At 53.0% G+C, this 15,832-nt stretch carries 18 protein-coding genes; all 18 read left to right on the top strand.

What is annotated here, in order from left to right; translation table 11 throughout:
- Positions 1 to 72 precede the first annotated feature (72 nt).
- Positions 73 to 732 carry a septum site-determining protein MinC gene (gene minC, locus NYE26_RS23540; protein ID WP_036698972.1) on the top strand — a complete coding sequence of 220 codons (660 nt, stop codon included), beginning with the start codon at positions 73 to 75 and terminating at the stop codon, positions 730 to 732.
- 5 nt (positions 733 to 737) lie between these two features.
- Positions 738 to 1,532, top strand: coding sequence for a septum site-determining protein MinD (gene minD, locus NYE26_RS23535; RefSeq protein ID WP_036725909.1), 795 nt, complete (start codon positions 738 to 740; stop codon positions 1,530 to 1,532).
- Between the two features lie 166 nt (positions 1,533 to 1,698).
- Complete coding sequence (locus NYE26_RS23530) at positions 1,699 to 2,565, top strand: M23 family metallopeptidase (protein WP_036725905.1); 867 nt, start codon at positions 1,699 to 1,701, stop codon at positions 2,563 to 2,565.
- Complete coding sequence (locus NYE26_RS23525) at positions 2,558 to 3,400, top strand: M50 family metallopeptidase (protein ID WP_339250505.1); 843 nt, start codon at positions 2,558 to 2,560, stop codon at positions 3,398 to 3,400. Before NYE26_RS23530 ends, NYE26_RS23525 begins: the two co-directional genes overlap by 8 nt.
- A gap of 34 nt (positions 3,401 to 3,434) precedes the next feature.
- Positions 3,435 to 4,676: an Rne/Rng family ribonuclease gene (locus tag NYE26_RS23520; protein ID WP_036725903.1), complete on the top strand. Its 1,242-nt coding sequence runs from the start codon at positions 3,435 to 3,437 to the stop codon at positions 4,674 to 4,676.
- Between the two features lie 201 nt (positions 4,677 to 4,877).
- Positions 4,878 to 5,189, top strand: coding sequence for a 50S ribosomal protein L21 (gene rplU / locus NYE26_RS23515; RefSeq protein WP_036698983.1), 312 nt, complete (start codon positions 4,878 to 4,880; stop codon positions 5,187 to 5,189).
- 12 nt (positions 5,190 to 5,201) lie between these two features.
- On the top strand, positions 5,202 to 5,537 hold the full coding sequence (locus NYE26_RS23510) for a ribosomal-processing cysteine protease Prp (protein ID WP_036725900.1): 336 nt from the start codon (positions 5,202 to 5,204) through the stop codon (positions 5,535 to 5,537).
- 17 nt (positions 5,538 to 5,554) lie between these two features.
- Positions 5,555 to 5,866, top strand: coding sequence for a 50S ribosomal protein L27 (gene rpmA, locus NYE26_RS23505; RefSeq protein ID WP_020429282.1), 312 nt, complete (start codon positions 5,555 to 5,557; stop codon positions 5,864 to 5,866).
- Between the two features lie 239 nt (positions 5,867 to 6,105).
- Positions 6,106 to 6,846, top strand: a complete 741-nt coding sequence (locus NYE26_RS23500) for a Spo0B domain-containing protein (protein WP_036725898.1) — start codon at positions 6,106 to 6,108, stop codon at positions 6,844 to 6,846.
- 15 nt (positions 6,847 to 6,861) lie between these two features.
- Positions 6,862 to 8,169, top strand: coding sequence for a GTPase ObgE (gene obgE, locus NYE26_RS23495; protein ID WP_339250501.1), 1,308 nt, complete (start codon positions 6,862 to 6,864; stop codon positions 8,167 to 8,169).
- Positions 8,170 to 8,382: 213 nt separating this feature from the next.
- Positions 8,383 to 9,561: an SPFH domain-containing protein gene (locus NYE26_RS23490; protein ID WP_339250499.1), complete on the top strand. Its 1,179-nt coding sequence runs from the start codon at positions 8,383 to 8,385 to the stop codon at positions 9,559 to 9,561.
- A gap of 5 nt (positions 9,562 to 9,566) precedes the next feature.
- Positions 9,567 to 10,313 carry a hypothetical protein gene (locus tag NYE26_RS23485; protein ID WP_339250497.1) on the top strand — a complete coding sequence of 249 codons (747 nt, stop codon included), beginning with the start codon at positions 9,567 to 9,569 and terminating at the stop codon, positions 10,311 to 10,313.
- Positions 10,314 to 10,328: 15 nt separating this feature from the next.
- The gene (locus NYE26_RS23480) at positions 10,329 to 11,087 is read left to right on the top strand and encodes a hypothetical protein (RefSeq protein WP_339250495.1); all 759 of its coding nucleotides are present in this window, start codon (positions 10,329 to 10,331) and stop codon (positions 11,085 to 11,087) included.
- 147 nt (positions 11,088 to 11,234) lie between these two features.
- Entirely contained in the window at positions 11,235 to 11,672 is a 438-nt protein-coding gene (locus NYE26_RS23475; RefSeq protein WP_036698990.1) for an ACT domain-containing protein, read from the top strand.
- An 8-nt stretch (positions 11,673 to 11,680) separates the two neighbouring features.
- The gene (locus NYE26_RS23470) at positions 11,681 to 12,967 is read left to right on the top strand and encodes a homoserine dehydrogenase (RefSeq protein WP_036725890.1); all 1,287 of its coding nucleotides are present in this window, start codon (positions 11,681 to 11,683) and stop codon (positions 12,965 to 12,967) included.
- Positions 12,968 to 13,031: 64 nt separating this feature from the next.
- Entirely contained in the window at positions 13,032 to 14,012 is a 981-nt protein-coding gene (thrB, locus tag NYE26_RS23465; protein ID WP_339250492.1) for a homoserine kinase, read from the top strand.
- Complete coding sequence (gene pheA, locus NYE26_RS23460) at positions 14,009 to 14,896, top strand: prephenate dehydratase (RefSeq protein WP_209877018.1); 888 nt, start codon at positions 14,009 to 14,011, stop codon at positions 14,894 to 14,896. The genes thrB and pheA overlap by 4 nt, the downstream gene beginning before the upstream one ends.
- Before the next feature lie 4 nt (positions 14,897 to 14,900).
- On the top strand, positions 14,901 to 15,782 hold the full coding sequence (gene ilvE / locus NYE26_RS23455) for a branched-chain-amino-acid transaminase (protein WP_209877020.1): 882 nt from the start codon (positions 14,901 to 14,903) through the stop codon (positions 15,780 to 15,782).
- The last annotated feature ends 50 nt before the right edge of the window (positions 15,783 to 15,832 follow it).

The raw sequence follows: 15,832 nt of genomic DNA, 5'->3' as shown, positions 1-15,832 counted from the left end.
GCATTTTCTTATCACCCAAAGAAGGAGTTTGCCCGGCCCGGCACGAATGAATGAGGATAGGGGGACAGGCATATGACAGTTAAATCCAAGCACGTAAGGATTAAGGGCATCAAGGATGGCCTGGTATTCCTGCTAGACGACAAGTGTCCCTTTGAAGATCTCTTAAGCGAGCTTCGCTACAAGCTGGAGCACAGCCATCAAAATATTCTGACCGGACCGATTGTGCATGTGGATATTAAGCTGGGCAACCGTGCTGTTACTGAAGAAGATAAAGAGGCGGTACTGGAGATCCTCAAGAGTCAGGGGAATCTGTTAATCCGTTCGGTTGAAGCTATTGAAGATCCTGAAGAGAAGGATACGGAAGCCTTGTTCATGATGAGCGGAATGCTCCGCTCGGGCCAGGTGCTGCATCATGAGGGCAATCTGCTGTTCCTCGGGGATGTGAATCCGGGAGGGACCATTACCTGTTCAGGGGATATCTATATTCTTGGAGCACTCAAAGGGATGGCACACGCCGGAATCAACGGTAATCAGGAGGCCATTATTGCCGCTTCGCTGCTCGCGCCTACCCAGCTCCGGATTGCTGAGATTATCAGCAGGCCTCCGGATGAATGGGGAACCCGGGAGAGCAGCATGGAATTTGCCTACTTATCAGGCGGTGCTATGCAAATCGACAAAATTCATAATATAGTGAAGTTACGTCAGGATTTAAATGTGTTTAAAGGGGTGTAGCCTCCATGGGAGAAGCGATTGTCGTAACCTCGGGCAAAGGCGGAGTTGGCAAGACAACCACAACAGCCAACATTGGTACCGCACTCGCCTTGCAGGGCAAAAAAGTATGTCTGGTGGATACCGACATTGGACTGCGGAATCTGGATGTTGTCATGGGGCTGGAAAACCGGATCATCTATGATCTGGTCGATGTGGCGGAAGGCCGCTGCCGGCTGAATCAGGCGCTGGTCAAGGACAAGCGCTTTGATGAGCTGTACATGCTGCCCGCAGCCCAGACCAAGGACAAGACAGCCGTTACACCGGAGCAGGTTAGGGATATCATTCTTGAGCTTAAGAAGGAGTACGAATATGTTCTGATCGATTGTCCGGCGGGAATTGAGCACGGCTTCCGCAATGCAATTGCCGGTGCTGACAAAGCAATTGTAGTTACCACTCCGGAGCATGCTGCGGTGCGGGATGCGGACCGGATTATCGGTCTCCTGGAGCAGTCATCGGTAGAATCTCCGAAGCTGGTGGTCAACCGGATTCGTCAGGGCTTGATCAAGTCCGGGGATATGCTTGATATCGAGGATATTCTGCAGGTGCTTAATATTGATCTGATCGGGATTGTACCCGATGATGAACAGGTCATCCGGGCGGCGAACAACGGGGAGCCTACCGTGATGAACCCGGACTCCTTAGCAGCGATCGCCTACCGTAATATTGCCCGGCGTATTCTTGGCGATGCGGTGCCGCTGATGCAGCTTGACCAGAAGACGGGCGCCTTTAAGAAGCTCAAGAAATTTTTTGGAATGGGCTGAATCCCGGCCACGCACTTATACACGGCTATCTTCTGTTAAGAGCCCGCTGCTGAGACATCAGCAGCGGGTTTATTTTTGTTGTGCAGTAACTTGGACAGGGCTTGTTCTAAAGCGGCTTCCGCCACTCATAAAATGGAAGTAAAACAAGCCCGCCGGAGGGATCATTATGGAATACCCGAGAGAGTCCAAGAACCGCCGCAAGAAGCGTATACAAAATCTGCTGGAGGAGAAGCCGGCAGCCGGAGCAGCACCAGCACCAGAGCGGTTCCGGCTGTCTGACAGTCCTCCCTCCTTCAGAGAATGGGGGGCTGGGGACAGGAATGAATTGGCCTCTTCCCCTGAGCCTGACCCCGAGACGGTGTGGAAGCAGCAGCGTAACCACTGGGAAGAGGAAGACGGGAGGGGACCGGGGCAGGGCTTCCGTGCTGGTCTGCTGCGGCGGACGGTGGCCAGTCTTCTGGTCTTCGGCGCAGTATGGGGCATTTTTGCCGTGCAGGAGCCATGGGCCGTGAAGGCACAGTACTTTATTACAGACATCCTTAGCAATGATATGGATTTTGCAGCAGCACAGGTGTGGTACGAGGAACATTTCAATGGAGCCCCGTCCTTTATTCCGATTTTCGGAGATGAACAGGTACCGGCGGAGAAGGTGACAGCCGCCCATGAGCTTAGCGCTCCGCTTGCGGGAAGTATTGTGCGTCCTTTTGCCACTTCGCTTAATGGCATTGAAATTATCCCGGCAGACGATTCAAGTGCCAGTGTCACGGTGAAAAGTGTAGATACGGGCCGTGTGCTGGCCGTTTCAAAAGAAGCCCGGGGAGGCATCCGTATTACGGTCCGGCATACCGGGGAGATCACGGCAGAATACGGTCATTTGAGCGGGACACGGCTCGCGGTGGATGACTGGGTACAGAGCGGAGACGAAATAGGCTGGATTCAGGGGACGGAGGATGCCCGGGTTCCGTTGCTGTTTTTTGCAGTTATGAAAGACAAGACTTATATTGATCCGGCCGAAGTGGTATCGTTTGATTAGGGTCTGCGGCATTGAATTGTCACTGCATCCGCTCTTTGTGCTGATTCTCATGGTATCCGTGCTTACCGGACAGTTCCTGGAGCTGCTAACCTTGTTCCTGATCGTATTCATTCATGAGCTTGGACATGTATGTGCGGCGCTGCTGGCCGGAATTAACGTGAGATCGGTGAAGCTGCTGCCATTCGGCGGCGTTGCGGTTATAGAGGATCATGGGCGGCTTACGGCTGTCCGTGAGATCGGGATTGCCCTGGCCGGTCCGCTGCAGAACGGAATTATGATTCTGATGGCGCTGGCGCTTAAGCAGGTGGAGTATGGAAATATCGCCTATCTGGATTATTTTATCGGAGCCAACGCCATGATCGCTCTGTTCAATCTGCTGCCGGTGCTTCCGCTGGACGGTGGCAAAATCCTTCAGGCAGCCCTGAGTCTGCTGCTTCCGTATTATTACACGCTGCTGTGGACCGGCAGAGTCAGTATTGCGGCCAGCCTGCTTGTGATAGGGTACGCCCTGCTTCCGCTTGGGAACGGGGACGGCCTCCGCCTTAACCTGCTGATGATCGGAGCGTTTCTGCTCTATTCTAATTGGACGGATCAGCGCAATTTGCCGTACCGGTTTGTTGGTTTTTTGATGAACCGTGAGCGGATTTATGAGCGGTATCTAGTGGCGGAGAACATTGCCCGCCCAATAGTTGCCTCGCTCGCGAAACCTTTGGATGAGATATTGCGTCTATTTAAACGTAACCATTATCATTATATCTATGTGATGAATAACGACAGAGATATCGTAGCCGTTGTGCCGGAGCAGCGTCTGATTGCTTCGTATTTCGGAAAGTAACAAGCGAGTAACGATTCAAACCAGAGGTGAAGCCATGAAACAAATGATCGTTCACTGTACACAGCATATTACCCGCATGGCACTTCTGGAGAACGGGAGGCTGGTGGAATATGCGGCTGAACGCGATCAGCAGCAAGGTCTGGTCGGGAGTTATTATAAAGGCCGGGTAATGAATGTGCTGCCTGGTATGCAGGCGGCCTTTGTAGATATCGGACAGAAAAAGAATGCGTTCCTATACGTAGATGATGTATTGCATCCCCATCTGGACAAGCAGCCGGCCGTCAAGCCTTCGATTGAGATGCTGCTGCAGCCCGGTCAGGAGATTGTCGTCCAGGTGAGAAAAGAACCGCGGGGCGGCAAGGGCGCGCGGGTAACCACGCATTATACACTGCCCGGACGCTGGATGGTGTACATGCCCTTTGCCGAATATGTCGGGGTCTCCAAGAAAATAAGCCGGGAATCGGAGCGCAGCCGGCTCAAAGGTATCGGTGAGCGGCTGCGCCAGGGTGAGGAAGGACTCATTATGCGCACCGTCTCCGAGGACGAGCCGCTGGATGCCGTGGAGGGAGATCTGGCTTTTCTGCGGGCGCAGTGGGAAATGATTACCCGGCGTTCCAAGGAAGTGGAGGCACCCGCTCTGCTGCACTGCGATCTGAGTATCGTCCAGCGGTTCATCCGGGATGCCTTCAATCCGCAGCGTGATGAGCTGCTGATTGATTCGGCCAAGGCGGTTAAGGAGGCGGAAGCCTTCCTGACGGATATGGCTCCTGAAGGGTACAAGCCTGTGGGATTCTACAGGGGGCAGGAGTCCATTTTCTCTGCTTACGGGGTGACAGATCAACTGCACAAGAGCTTCAGCCGTAAAATCATCCTCGAAGGCGGGGCTACGCTCATCTGGGATGAGACAGAGGCCTTGACTGTGATTGACGTCAACACAGCGCAGTACACTGGCGGGACGAACCTTGAGGATACGGTAACGCGGACCAACCTGCTGGCTGCGGAGGAGATCGGGCGGCTTGTCCGGCTCCGGGATACGGGCGGTATTATTATTGTTGATTTCATTGATATGGAGCGGGAAGAGCACCGCAGGCAGGTGACGGACAAGCTGGAGAGCATTATCAGCCGGGACCGGACCAAGACGCATATTCTCGGCTGGACCCATCTCGGTCTGCTGGAGATGACCCGTAAGAAGGCCAGACATGATTCCGCCGGGTTTGCCCCGGTGATCTGCCAGTGCTGCGGCGGTACAGGCAAGGTTGGGACGTGGCTGGAGTAGGGAAGAGATGGTCAGGTTGTATATGTTTTGTAAGGGGATATTGACTAGGGATCATATGTATGATAATATCTTCAAGTATGTGTTTGGTTGTTCCATTCCTGCACATGCTGTAACCGCTCCGATCGGGTAGATGAAGCGTAATTCCTACGGGGATTGCCACCTTGACTAGGCGAGTCTGAGACATGAGGAGGTGCAAGTACAATGTATGCAATTATCGAAACTGGCGGTAAACAATACAAAGTCCAAGAGGGCGATGTTTTGTTCATTGAGAAGCTGGAAGCTGAAGACGGCGCAAGCGTAACGTTTGACCGTGTCTTGGCTGTTTCTAACGAAGGTGGTTTGACTGCAGGAACTCCGCTGGTAAGCGGCGCGTCTGTAACAGCCAAAGTCGAGAAGCATGGTAAGGGTCATAAGGTTGTAGTTTACAAATACAAACCTAAGAAGAACTACCACAAGAAACAAGGCCATCGTCAACCGTACACCAAAGTAACTATCGAGAAGATTCAAGCGTAAGAAGGTGCGTTAATGATTAACGTGCGGATTACACGGGCTTCTGCTCAAGGTGTCATTGTCGGTTTTGCCGTCAAGGGGCATGCGGAATACGCAAGGAATGGCAAGGATATCGTCTGCGCGGGTGTTTCGACGGTTACCGTTGGAACTGTGAATGCGATTGAAAGCCTGACCGGAGTTGTTCTGGATACTTCGATGAAGGATGGATTCTTAAGCGGAACCCTGGTTCCCGTGAATGATCCCGAAGTCTCCGCCAAGGTGCAGCTCTTGCTGGAATCCATGGTGCTGATGCTCAAGGATATTGCTAAATCCTACAGGAAATATATTCAGATACAGGAAGTCATCATTTGAAGAAGGAGGTTGACAACATGTTGAAATTGGATCTTCAATTATTCGCATCGAAAAAAGGTGTTGGTTCCACAAAGAACGGACGTGATTCCCATTCTAAGCGTCTTGGCGTGAAACGGGCTGACGGTCAAGCAGTAACCGGCGGCAACATCTTGGTTCGTCAACGCGGAACCAAAATCCACCCGGGCACGAACGTGGGCATCGGTAAAGATGACACACTGTTCGCACTTGTGGACGGCGTAGTGAAGTTCGAACGTTGGGGACGCGACCGCAAAAAAGTGAGCGTGTATCCGGTGGATGTCGCTCCGGTAGCAGCGGCACTGGAAGCGTAAGCTTACGGAACCTATGAAGATGAGAAGCCTCCGGCATCAGTGCCGGGGGCTTTTTTTGAAATTGTTTCGGGGTCCCGCAAAGTACCTGAGTAAGCATCGAAGCTTAAGCCTCACTTTGTGGTGGGATTCTGGTGATTGCGGAGAAAGCCTGTGTTATACTGGGAAATGGTGAATATGAAGCAAGATAAGCAGTGCTTACATTGGAATCAATTTTGCGAACCAAGGGACGGGGAGAAAGAATGAAATCCTGGAAAAGTAAGGTCTGGGCAGTCATGTTATCCGCAGTGTTTCCTTTAGGTCTCGTGTATTGGCAAACCTCCCTTTTCACATGCCTGCTGCTCGGAGTCTGGGTAGCGGCAGTGCTTGCATTCAGCTTTGTTTACAACCGGCGTCAATATGAAGAGGAACTGCGTATACAGGAGAATACTCTGCAGCAGGCGGCAAACCGGACACTGAATCATCATCGTCATGACTGGATGAATGATCTGCAGGTGCTTTACGGATATATCCAGCTGGGCAAGCCTGATAAATCCGTACAATGTGTGGAAAGAATAAAGGAGCGTATTGCGCTGGACAGCCGTATTGCCAAATTGGGAGTACCTTCCCTGGTGTTCTATTTGCAATCCTTCCGTACGTTCAGAAGCAGTCTGGAGCTGGACATACAGGTAGAGGAAGGGCTCCAGCTGGAGGACAAGCTGAGTCCAGAGGCAGGAGCTGAGCTGACTTCGGTAGTTATGCAGACGGTTAGAGCGTACCAGTACAGCGGAATAACACAGCATGGAGACACGCGGAAGCTTGAGCTCAGCTTTTCACAGGAGGGAAGAGACATTCTGATCTCTTTCAAAGGTGAGGGAGAGCAAGACAATCCCGAACTGCTTCAGGGGCAAATTTATAATATAGTACAAGGAAAAATCATGAAGGCGGAGCAGGTTCAGCCTGCCAAGGGTAATGTGGAACTGCGGTTACCGCTGGAGATGTAAGGAAGGTGAACATTTATGTTCGTAGATAAGGCTAAGGTTTATGTAAAAGGCGGAGACGGCGGAGATGGTCTCGTAGCATTTCGCCGGGAGAAGTATGTGCCGGATGGCGGTCCTGCCGGCGGAGATGGCGGCCGCGGGGGAGATGTGATCTTCCGCGTGGATGAAGGCTTACGGACCTTGATGGATTTCCGTTATCAGCGGCACTTCAAGGCTGATAAGGGAATTAAGGGGCGTAACAAGAGCCAGCACGGGGCCAACGCCGATCATATGATCGTGCGGATTCCACCTGGAACCGTGTTGATTGATGATGATACCCAGGAGATCCTTGCCGATCTAACCCGTCATGGACAACAGGTTGTAGTGGCCCGTGGCGGCCGTGGCGGCCGGGGGAATACCCGGTTTGCGACGGCGAACAATACGGCACCGGAGCTGGCTGAGAATGGGGAAGAGGGTCAGGAGCGTTACATCGTAATGGAGCTGAAGGTCATGGCCGACGTAGGCCTTGTAGGCTTCCCTAGCGTGGGTAAATCTACGCTGCTGTCGGTCGTGTCTGCTGCCCAGCCGAAGATCGGAGCGTACCACTTTACCACCATTACCCCGAATCTGGGTGTAGTGGATGTCGGAGACGGCCGCAGCTTTGTCATGGCGGATCTGCCTGGACTGATTGAAGGCGCGAGTGAAGGAGTGGGCCTGGGGCATGAGTTCCTGCGCCACGTTGAACGCACGCGTATCATCATTCATGTCGTGGATATGTCCGGCTCGGAAGGCCGCGATCCTTTTGAAGACTGGGTACTGATTAACGATGAGCTGAGGCAGTACAATGCGGCGCTGATTGACCGTCCGCAGATCGTGGCCGCGAACAAGATGGATATGCCTGATTCCGAGGAGAACCTGGCTTCCTTCCGTGAGCGTGTCGCGGAGCTTCGCCCGGACCTTGAGATTATGCCGATCTCTTCACTGACCCGTCAGGGCGTTCAGGAGCTGCTCTACCGTGCTACAGATATTCTTGACAGTATTCCTGTGGCTCCGGTGGTGGAAGAAGTGGCCGGCAAAGAGCGCAAGGTGTATAAGCTGGAAGCGGAAGAGGATAACTCATTCACGATTACCCGTGACAACGAGGCCTTTGTAGTCAACAGTCCGAGGATTGAGCGGATGATTAAGAGGATGCAGCTAAGCACACATGATGCCATTCTCAGGCTGGCCCGTACTTTGCGTCACATGGGTGTGGATGCCGAGCTGCGCAGACGCGGCGCTGTGGAAGGTACGATCGTGCGCATTGCTGATTTTGAATTCGAATTTGTCGAGAACAGCAGCTACTATTAATAGAGAAGCAAGGTTACCGGCTGTATCTTCCGAGAGGGGGATGCGGCCTTTTTTTATTGCATAACAGGTGGCAAAGCTATTTTTGCTAATAAAGTTTTCTTTATATATCTGAATTAATTTACTACAATCATTATATAAGTGACGTTAAGTTGAATCCAAAGGGTGTAATCTGCGTATATCATACATACCTGTCAGGAAAGAGGGAATGGACAGATGGCAATTATTGAAGTAGTCAAATATGACGGACCTCCGGGTGTCTTCGCCTGGAAGTATCCGAATCAGGAGCTGGGGACCTGGACACAGCTGATTGTGAATGAATCCCAGGAAGCGATTCTGTTCAAGGGTGGAGAGGCGCTGGATTCCTTCACAGCCGGACGCCATACCTTAAGCACAGCGAATATTCCGATTCTGTCGAATGTGGTGAACCTGCCGTTCGGCGGCAAGTCTCCGTTCACCGCAGAGATATGGTTTGTGAACAAGCTGAACTCCATGAATGTGAAGTGGGGGACCAGTGCACCGCTGCAGCTGCAGGACCCTAAGTACAAGATCATGGTAGCGGTCCGGGCCTTCGGTCAGTTTGGCGTGCGGATCGAAGATCCCCGTAAATTCCTGCTGAAGCTGGTAGGGACGCTGCCGGTCTTCGATCAGGATACGATGATTAATTATTTCCGCGGTCTGCTGATGTCTAATATTAACGAACTTATTTCTTCTTATCTGGTGCACAAAAAAATCAGCATCCTGGAGATCAACGCCTACGTGGTTGAAATCTCCAAGCATATTCAGGGGCGCTTGTCCTCCTCGTTCCTGGACAGCGGTATTGAACTTAATAATTTCTATATTGATTCGATCAATATTCCCGATGATGATCCGGCAACCCAGCGTCTCAAGGAAGCCTTGGCCAAAAAAGCGGAGATGGACATTATCGGCTTCACCTACCAGCAGGAACGAAGCTTCGATGCTATGGAGGAGGCAGCAGGCAATCCGGGCAATGCAGGCGTGGGCATGATGAATGCGGGGCTGGGGCTCGGCATGGGCTTTGGGCTGGCCGGGCCTGCCGCTGAGATAGCTACCCGGATGACCCGTAGCATGTCTCTGGACGGCAGTACGGGCAGCCAGCCGGCACCTCCTGCTGCTTCTAAATCTTGCTCGGACTGTCGAACCCTTAATCCGGCAGATGCACGCTTCTGTACCGGCTGCGGCCGCAGTCTGCAATCCCCGCCGGCGGTGGAGGATAAGGTATGTCATAGCTGCGGTAAGGCGGTCATCCCAGGTGCCAAATTCTGTCCGCATTGTGGAGAGGGCCTGATCCTGAAGTGTACGGGCTGCGGGCATGAGCTGAAGCCTGGACAGAAATTCTGTCCAGAGTGCGGTACCAGAGCGGCTAACGGGTGAGCGGGATGCAGAGGCAGAGGTCATATACGGGTCTCGTTACTGGCATTTATGTTGCTGTTCTGGCAGTTACTGCGGGTACCTTCTTCACGTTTGGATTCTCGGAATCGCTGCTGCGCTTCGTAGTGACTCTGCTTGCTGTAGGTATGGCAGAGACTGTGGTCTATGTATATTGCATGCTCTGGCTGCGCAGTGCTCCTGAAGCGGGCCGGACTTCACCGGTATTCATAAGCGGAGCTGTAATTATAGCATTCTATCTGGCTGCGGTACTTGCTTCGGCTATTCTGCTGGACTGGCTTCTGGAGCTGAGTCCGCTCTGGTATGCGGGAGAGCAGCTGCTGATCCTGATTGTAGCTTCCATCGTACTTGTGGCTACAGGGGGATATGGGCGGAATGCCGCATCCGGGGAGCGCAGAGCTGCGGACGCTTCGCGGAGTCTGCGTACTCACATGCAGGAGCTGCAGGAGATCAGAGGGATTGCCGGCACCTGGAAGCATTCTGAGGCAAGCAGGCTGGTAGAACTGATTGATTCTCTGGAGGAGAAATTCCGCTACAGTGACCCGGTATCGAGACCGGGATTGTATGCCACGGAAGACATCATTAGGCAGCAGATCTCTCTGCTGCATGACCATGTGGCGCTGCTGCTTGTCCTGAAGGAGCTGCCGGCCCGCTGGGACACGGAGACAGAGGAATTAACGGAGAGTATTGCCGGCACGCTCCAGCGGCGTAATCTGGAGCTGGCGGCGCTTAAATAGGAGGAATAGACAGTAATGGGGATAGGGAATGAGCTGGGGGGACTGTTGCCGGGCCGGGAAGGACAGCCCTCTGATAGTCTGCCTAAGTATGAGCGGACTACTTTTGATATTGTAACTATCGGCGCCGGATATTTGTTTATGCCGTTGGGACTTGCGCTTGCGCTGGTACGCATGCTGAGCACCCATTATAAAAATTACCGCAAGCCCGTCAATTTTAGTCTGTTGTTCCATGTATTTGTGGGCGGCTTCGTGCAGTTGATGGGAATTGTCGTCAATTCCATCTTCAGTGAAGTCGCCGTTGATACTGGTACGTTAATTGGAATGTTAATTATGTTCTCATTGATAACGCTTCTGCCTGCGGCCGTATTTGCCAGAAGCGCAGCCAAAGCCAGATTCCGCTTCTCGCAGCTCGCCAATCAGTATGTACATCTGATCACGGTGGAGAGAGTCCGTTATACCGGGAATCTGGCGGACCGTACCGGGCAAAGTGAAGGGGATGTGAATAGAGACCTTCTCTATATGCAGAAGTACGGGGTGCTAGACTCCGGGCTTCTCTTCCATGAGGGAGCGGATGCAGCGCCGCAGGCCCAGGCGGGGCAGGCAGCAGCAGCATCGCCCTTCACGCCGCCTGCAGGGCAGCCGTCCTATCAGCAGCCGAGAACGCAGCAGCTTCCGAAATCTGTGCGCTGTCCCGGCTGCGGGGCACAGAATACGGTCGCTCCGGGCCAGTCTACCAGCTGTGATTACTGCGGGACGACCATTGCCTACAGCTGACCGGGTTCTGCAGGTGAAGGCTGTTCCTCCTAGCTGATAGGGGAACAGCCTTTTCCGCATGTTTGCAGAAAGTTATTGCAATAAAAGCCTTCAATCCCGTATAATGTCCACTATGTACATACAAAAGTCTTTGGGGTGAGGACGTTCGTGAAAGAACGCTATTATTTGGTCCGGGAGGACATTTTGCCCGATGCGGTGCTGAAGACCATGCAGGTCAAGCAGCTGCTGGAAGCAGGAGATGCCAAAACCGTACACGAGGGCGTGGAACAGGTCGGGCTTAGCCGCAGTGCTTTTTATAAATACAAAGATGGGATACACTTAATTCATCAGCTGGAGCGCGAGCGCATTGTGACGATCTCGATTGATCTGGAGCACGAGTCGGGCATGTTGTCCAAGGTGCTCGGTTCGGTGGCTGTTCACGGGGCGAATGTGCTGACAATCCATCAGAGTATCCCGCTGCAAGGACGGGCGAACGTGGTGATCTCTGTCGAGATCTCCCATCTGAATGAAGAGCTGGGCGACTTGCTGGACAGTCTCAAGGCAATTCCCGGTGTGAAGCGTGCGTTAATTATTGGTCAGGGGTGAGAATACGAATGAAGCCGGTTAAAGTAGGTCTGCTGGGTCTGGGTACTGTGGGTACGGGCGTTGTCCGTATTGTGGAAGGAAATCAGGAGGATTTGAGCAGCCAGGTCGGCTCGCCGATCCTGATTGAACGGATTGCCGTGAAGAATACGGAGAAGCCGCGTGATATCGAAGTGGACCCGTCCAAGATTACCGATGATCCATGGGCCGTTATCCGCGACCCGGAGATTGATGTCATTGTTGAGGTCATGGGCGGGGTCGCCGGGACGAAGGAGTACATTCTGGAGGCACTGGAGCGCGGCAAGCATATCGTAACAGCCAACAAGGACCTGATGGCCCTGCACGGCTCGGAGATTCTGGCCAAGGCACAGGAGAAGCAGTGCGATGTGTTCTATGAAGCAAGCGTGGCGGGAGGCATACCGATTATCCGCACGCTGATCGAAGGCTTTTCCTCGGATAAGATTATGAAGATTATGGGGATTGTGAACGGGACAACCAACTACATCCTCAGCAAAATGAGCCAGGAAGGCGCATCTTACCTCGACGCACTGCAGGAAGCGCAGGAGCTGGGATATGCCGAGTCTGATCCGACGTCCGATGTGGAGGGACTGGATGCAGCCCGCAAGATGGCCATTCTGGGCACGCTGGGCTTCCGGACCAATGTAGAGCTGAGCGACGTCAGTGTAAGCGGGATTTCCGGCGTCAGCAAGGAGGATATGGCTTTTGCCAAACGGCTGGGGTACGAGATGAAGCTGCTCGGGATTGCAGAACGCCAGGATGAAGAATTCAGTATTAGCGTCCAGCCTACAATGATCCGTACGAACCACCCGATTGCCTCCGTGAACGGCGTCTTTAATGCGGTATATGTATATGGTGAGGCTGTAGGGGAGACGATGTTCTACGGTGCGGGGGCAGGGGCGATGCCTACGGCAACCTCGATTGTGGCGGATCTGGTAGCGGTCATCAAGAACCTGAAGCTGGGGGTCAACGGGCTTAAGCAGATTGTGCCGTACAAGCAGAAGAAGCTGAAGAGCGACGAGGATATTTATTACAAGAACTTCCTGCTGCTTCATGTCGATGACAAGGCGGGTGTACTGGCGAAGATTACCCAGGTGTTTGCCGAATATGATGTGAGTCTGGATTCCGTTGTGCAACAGGCCAATCCTAATAATCCTGATGCCGAAATTATCATTGTCACACATAACGCCAGCAGAGCGAGTATGAACAAAGTGCTGCGCCATCTGGAGCAACTGAATGTCATTCACCGCATCAAAAGCCATTACCGTGTAGAAGGCTAACTATCGCAGGTGTCCATGGAACACAGGGCTTGCGCGCAAATATAATGAAGGAGATTTACCCGCCATGAGTATTTACGGAAGGTCTAGAGTGAAGGTTCCTGCGAGCACGGCCAACCTCGGTCCGGGCTTCGATACGCTGGGCATGGCTCTGTCGCTGTATGCCTGGATTGAAATGGAGGAAGCCGCTGAAACGGTGTTTCATCTGTATGGAGATGAGATGGCCGGTCTTCCCCGGGACAAAAGCAATCTGCTCTACAAGGTTGCGCAAATGGTATTTGCAGAGGCCGGGGTCCAGGTTCCGGAGTTGTCCATCTCCATGTATTCGGAAATCCCGCTCACCCGCGGGCTGGGCAGCAGTGCTTCGGCCATTATTGGCGCGCTGGCTGCGGCGAATGCTATGATAGGTTCACCGCTGAGTCAGGCGAAGCTGTTCGATATGGCTACAGCGATCGAGAAGCATCCCGATAATGTCGGAGCCTCGCTTTTCGGGGGAATTATTACGGCCGTGTGGGACGGCGAACATGCCGATTACATCCGCATTGAGCCGCCGCAGGAGCTGGAATTCCTGGTAGTCATTCCTGAATTCGAGCTGGAGACCGTCAAGGCCAGAGAGGCGCTGCCTGCGGAGGTAACGGTGAGCGATGCGGTTCACAACATCAGCCATACCTCGCTGCTTACCGCAGCGTTAGCCGCAGGACGGCTGGACCTGATTGGCACCGCGATGCAGGACCGGCTGCATCAGCCCTACCGTGCACCGCTGGTGCCGGGGATGGAGAAGCTGCTGGCGGAAGCGCCCGGCCATGGTGCGCTGGGCATTGCGCTTAGTGGTGCAGGCCCGACATTGCTGTGCATGGTGGACCGCAAGGAGGCGCGGAAGCAGGAGCTGGAGCTGTTTTTGACAGAGACCATGCAGGAGAACGGAATCTCTGCCCGTACCGTATGGCTGTCCCCATGCACCACAGGTGTCACGGCAGAGCTGCTTGAAAGAAACGGGATGCAAAACGAATCATTTTTGGATATGATAAAAGGAGAATTACAGTCATGAAATCAATAGCGTTATTGCCTCAGGGCTCCGTCTCGCATGAAGCGCTGCTGCATTTATTTGGCGGTAACCCTGTTCAACTGGAGCATCATAAGCTCATATCCGATGTCTTTCTGTCCACGGCTGGCGGAGTCACCGATTACAGTGTCATTCCGATTGAGAACACGATAGAGGGCTCGGTCAGCCTGCATATCGACTGGCTCATTAATGAAGTGAATCTGCCGATGCAGGCGGAGTGGATTTTCCCGTCGATACAGAATCTGATCAGCTGTCCGCAGGAATTCACGAAGGAGAACGGGGACAAGGATTATACCAAGATTGTCAAGATCCTGTCCCATCCGGTGGCTATGGCGCAATGCACGCAGTTCATCCGTAAGGCTATGCCCTGGGCTGAGCTGGAGTCTGTGGGAAGCACCTCTGAAGCGGTGGAGATTGTGAAGGGCAATCCCGGCAAAGGCTGGGCTGCCATCGGTACCGCGCTTGGAGCCGCTACGCACGGGCTGGAGGTTGTGGAACGCCAGATTACAGACCATAATAACAATTACACACGGTTCGTGCTGGTTGGTCCGCAGAAGCTGGAGCTTCCACAGAAGAGCAGTGGAGACAAGACGAGTATTCTTGTTACGCTGCCCGAGGATTTCCCTGGTGCACTGCATCAGGTGCTGGCTGCTTTTGCCTGGCGTAAGCTGAACTTGTCCCGTATTGAATCACGGCCGACGAAGAAGAAGCTGGGTACTTATTATTTCTATATTGATGTGCTGGAACCGATAGAATCGGTACTGCTCCCGGGTGCGATTGAAGAGATCAAAGCCTTGGGCTGTCAGGTACGGATTCTGGGGTCCTATCCCACATACACCTATGAGGAAGAGAAAGCGGAGGTGCAGTAAGTTCATGGCTGAGCAATGGATCTATCTGGATGGACAACATGTAACGAAGGACAAGGCAATGGTGTCCGTATTCGATCACGGTTTTTTATATGGAGACGGAATTTTTGAAGGTATCCGTATTTATAACGGCAACATCTTCAAGTGCAAGGAGCATCTGGACAGGCTGTATGATTCGGCGAAGTCGATTATGCTGGACATTCCGCTGGCCTATGATGAGATGCTGGAGGCCATGGCCGAGACAATCCGCCTGAACGAAATGAGGGACGGCTACATCCGGCTGATCGTATCACGCGGTCCCGGCAACCTGGGTCTTGATCCGCGCCGCTGCCCCAAAGCAAGTGTGATCATCATTGTTGAGCAGCTCGCGATCTACCCGGAACAGGCTTATCTGAACGGACTTCGTGCCGTTTCGGTGTCCCAGCGCCGCAATATCCCGGATGCGCTGAATCCGAAGATCAAATCGCTGAACTATCTCAACAATATTCTGGTGAAGATTCAGTCGAATCTGGCGGAAGCCGATGAAGCGATCATGATGAACGCTCAAGGATATGTAACCGAAGGCTCCGGCGATAATATCTTCATTATCAAAAGAGGGGTAGTCTATACACCGCCTTGTTACCTGGGTGCCCTGGAGGGAATCACCCGTCTGGCGATCATTGAGCTGTGTGAGAAGCTGGGACTGCCGCTGAAGGAAGAGCCGTTCACCATGCATGATGTCTATATTGCCGATGAAGTCTTCTTCACCGGAACAGCGGCTGAAGTTATTGCTGCCCGTGAGATCGACGGCAGAGTCATTGGTTCCGGCCAGGCCGGGCCGATTACCCTGCAATTGCTGGAAGAATTCCGCAATGTGGTTGATAAAGACGGATATAAGGTTTGGGAATAGTACAGAAATTTCGCGTGAGCGAATAGAGAAAAATCCTTTCATGCCAAGCA

It is taken from the genome of Paenibacillus sp. FSL P2-0136 (assembly GCF_037975325.1).
Classification (GTDB): domain Bacteria; phylum Bacillota; class Bacilli; order Paenibacillales; family Paenibacillaceae; genus Paenibacillus_AQ; species Paenibacillus_AQ silagei.
The sequence above is the reverse complement of the archived record's forward strand: the minus strand, read 5'-3'. Positions and strand labels throughout refer to the sequence as shown.

Coding starts and splice junctions, on each gene's coding strand:
- ilvE (WP_209877020.1), top strand. CDS start 14,901: ATGGCTGAGCAATGGATCTATCTGGATGGACAACATGTAACGAAGGAC.
- NYE26_RS23485 (WP_339250497.1), top strand. CDS start 9,567: ATGCAGAGGCAGAGGTCATATACGGGTCTCGTTACTGGCATTTATGTT.
- rpmA (WP_020429282.1), top strand. CDS start 5,555: ATGTTGAAATTGGATCTTCAATTATTCGCATCGAAAAAAGGTGTTGGT.
- thrB (WP_339250492.1), top strand. CDS start 13,032: ATGAGTATTTACGGAAGGTCTAGAGTGAAGGTTCCTGCGAGCACGGCC.
- NYE26_RS23530 (WP_036725905.1), top strand. CDS start 1,699: ATGGAATACCCGAGAGAGTCCAAGAACCGCCGCAAGAAGCGTATACAA.
- pheA (WP_209877018.1), top strand. CDS start 14,009: ATGAAATCAATAGCGTTATTGCCTCAGGGCTCCGTCTCGCATGAAGCG.
- minC (WP_036698972.1), top strand. CDS start 73: ATGACAGTTAAATCCAAGCACGTAAGGATTAAGGGCATCAAGGATGGC.
- NYE26_RS23520 (WP_036725903.1), top strand. CDS start 3,435: ATGAAACAAATGATCGTTCACTGTACACAGCATATTACCCGCATGGCA.
- NYE26_RS23500 (WP_036725898.1), top strand. CDS start 6,106: ATGAAATCCTGGAAAAGTAAGGTCTGGGCAGTCATGTTATCCGCAGTG.
- minD (WP_036725909.1), top strand. CDS start 738: ATGGGAGAAGCGATTGTCGTAACCTCGGGCAAAGGCGGAGTTGGCAAG.
- NYE26_RS23480 (WP_339250495.1), top strand. CDS start 10,329: ATGGGGATAGGGAATGAGCTGGGGGGACTGTTGCCGGGCCGGGAAGGA.
- NYE26_RS23510 (WP_036725900.1), top strand. CDS start 5,202: ATGATTAACGTGCGGATTACACGGGCTTCTGCTCAAGGTGTCATTGTC.
- obgE (WP_339250501.1), top strand. CDS start 6,862: ATGTTCGTAGATAAGGCTAAGGTTTATGTAAAAGGCGGAGACGGCGGA.
- rplU (WP_036698983.1), top strand. CDS start 4,878: ATGTATGCAATTATCGAAACTGGCGGTAAACAATACAAAGTCCAAGAG.
- NYE26_RS23490 (WP_339250499.1), top strand. CDS start 8,383: ATGGCAATTATTGAAGTAGTCAAATATGACGGACCTCCGGGTGTCTTC.
- NYE26_RS23470 (WP_036725890.1), top strand. CDS start 11,681: ATGAAGCCGGTTAAAGTAGGTCTGCTGGGTCTGGGTACTGTGGGTACG.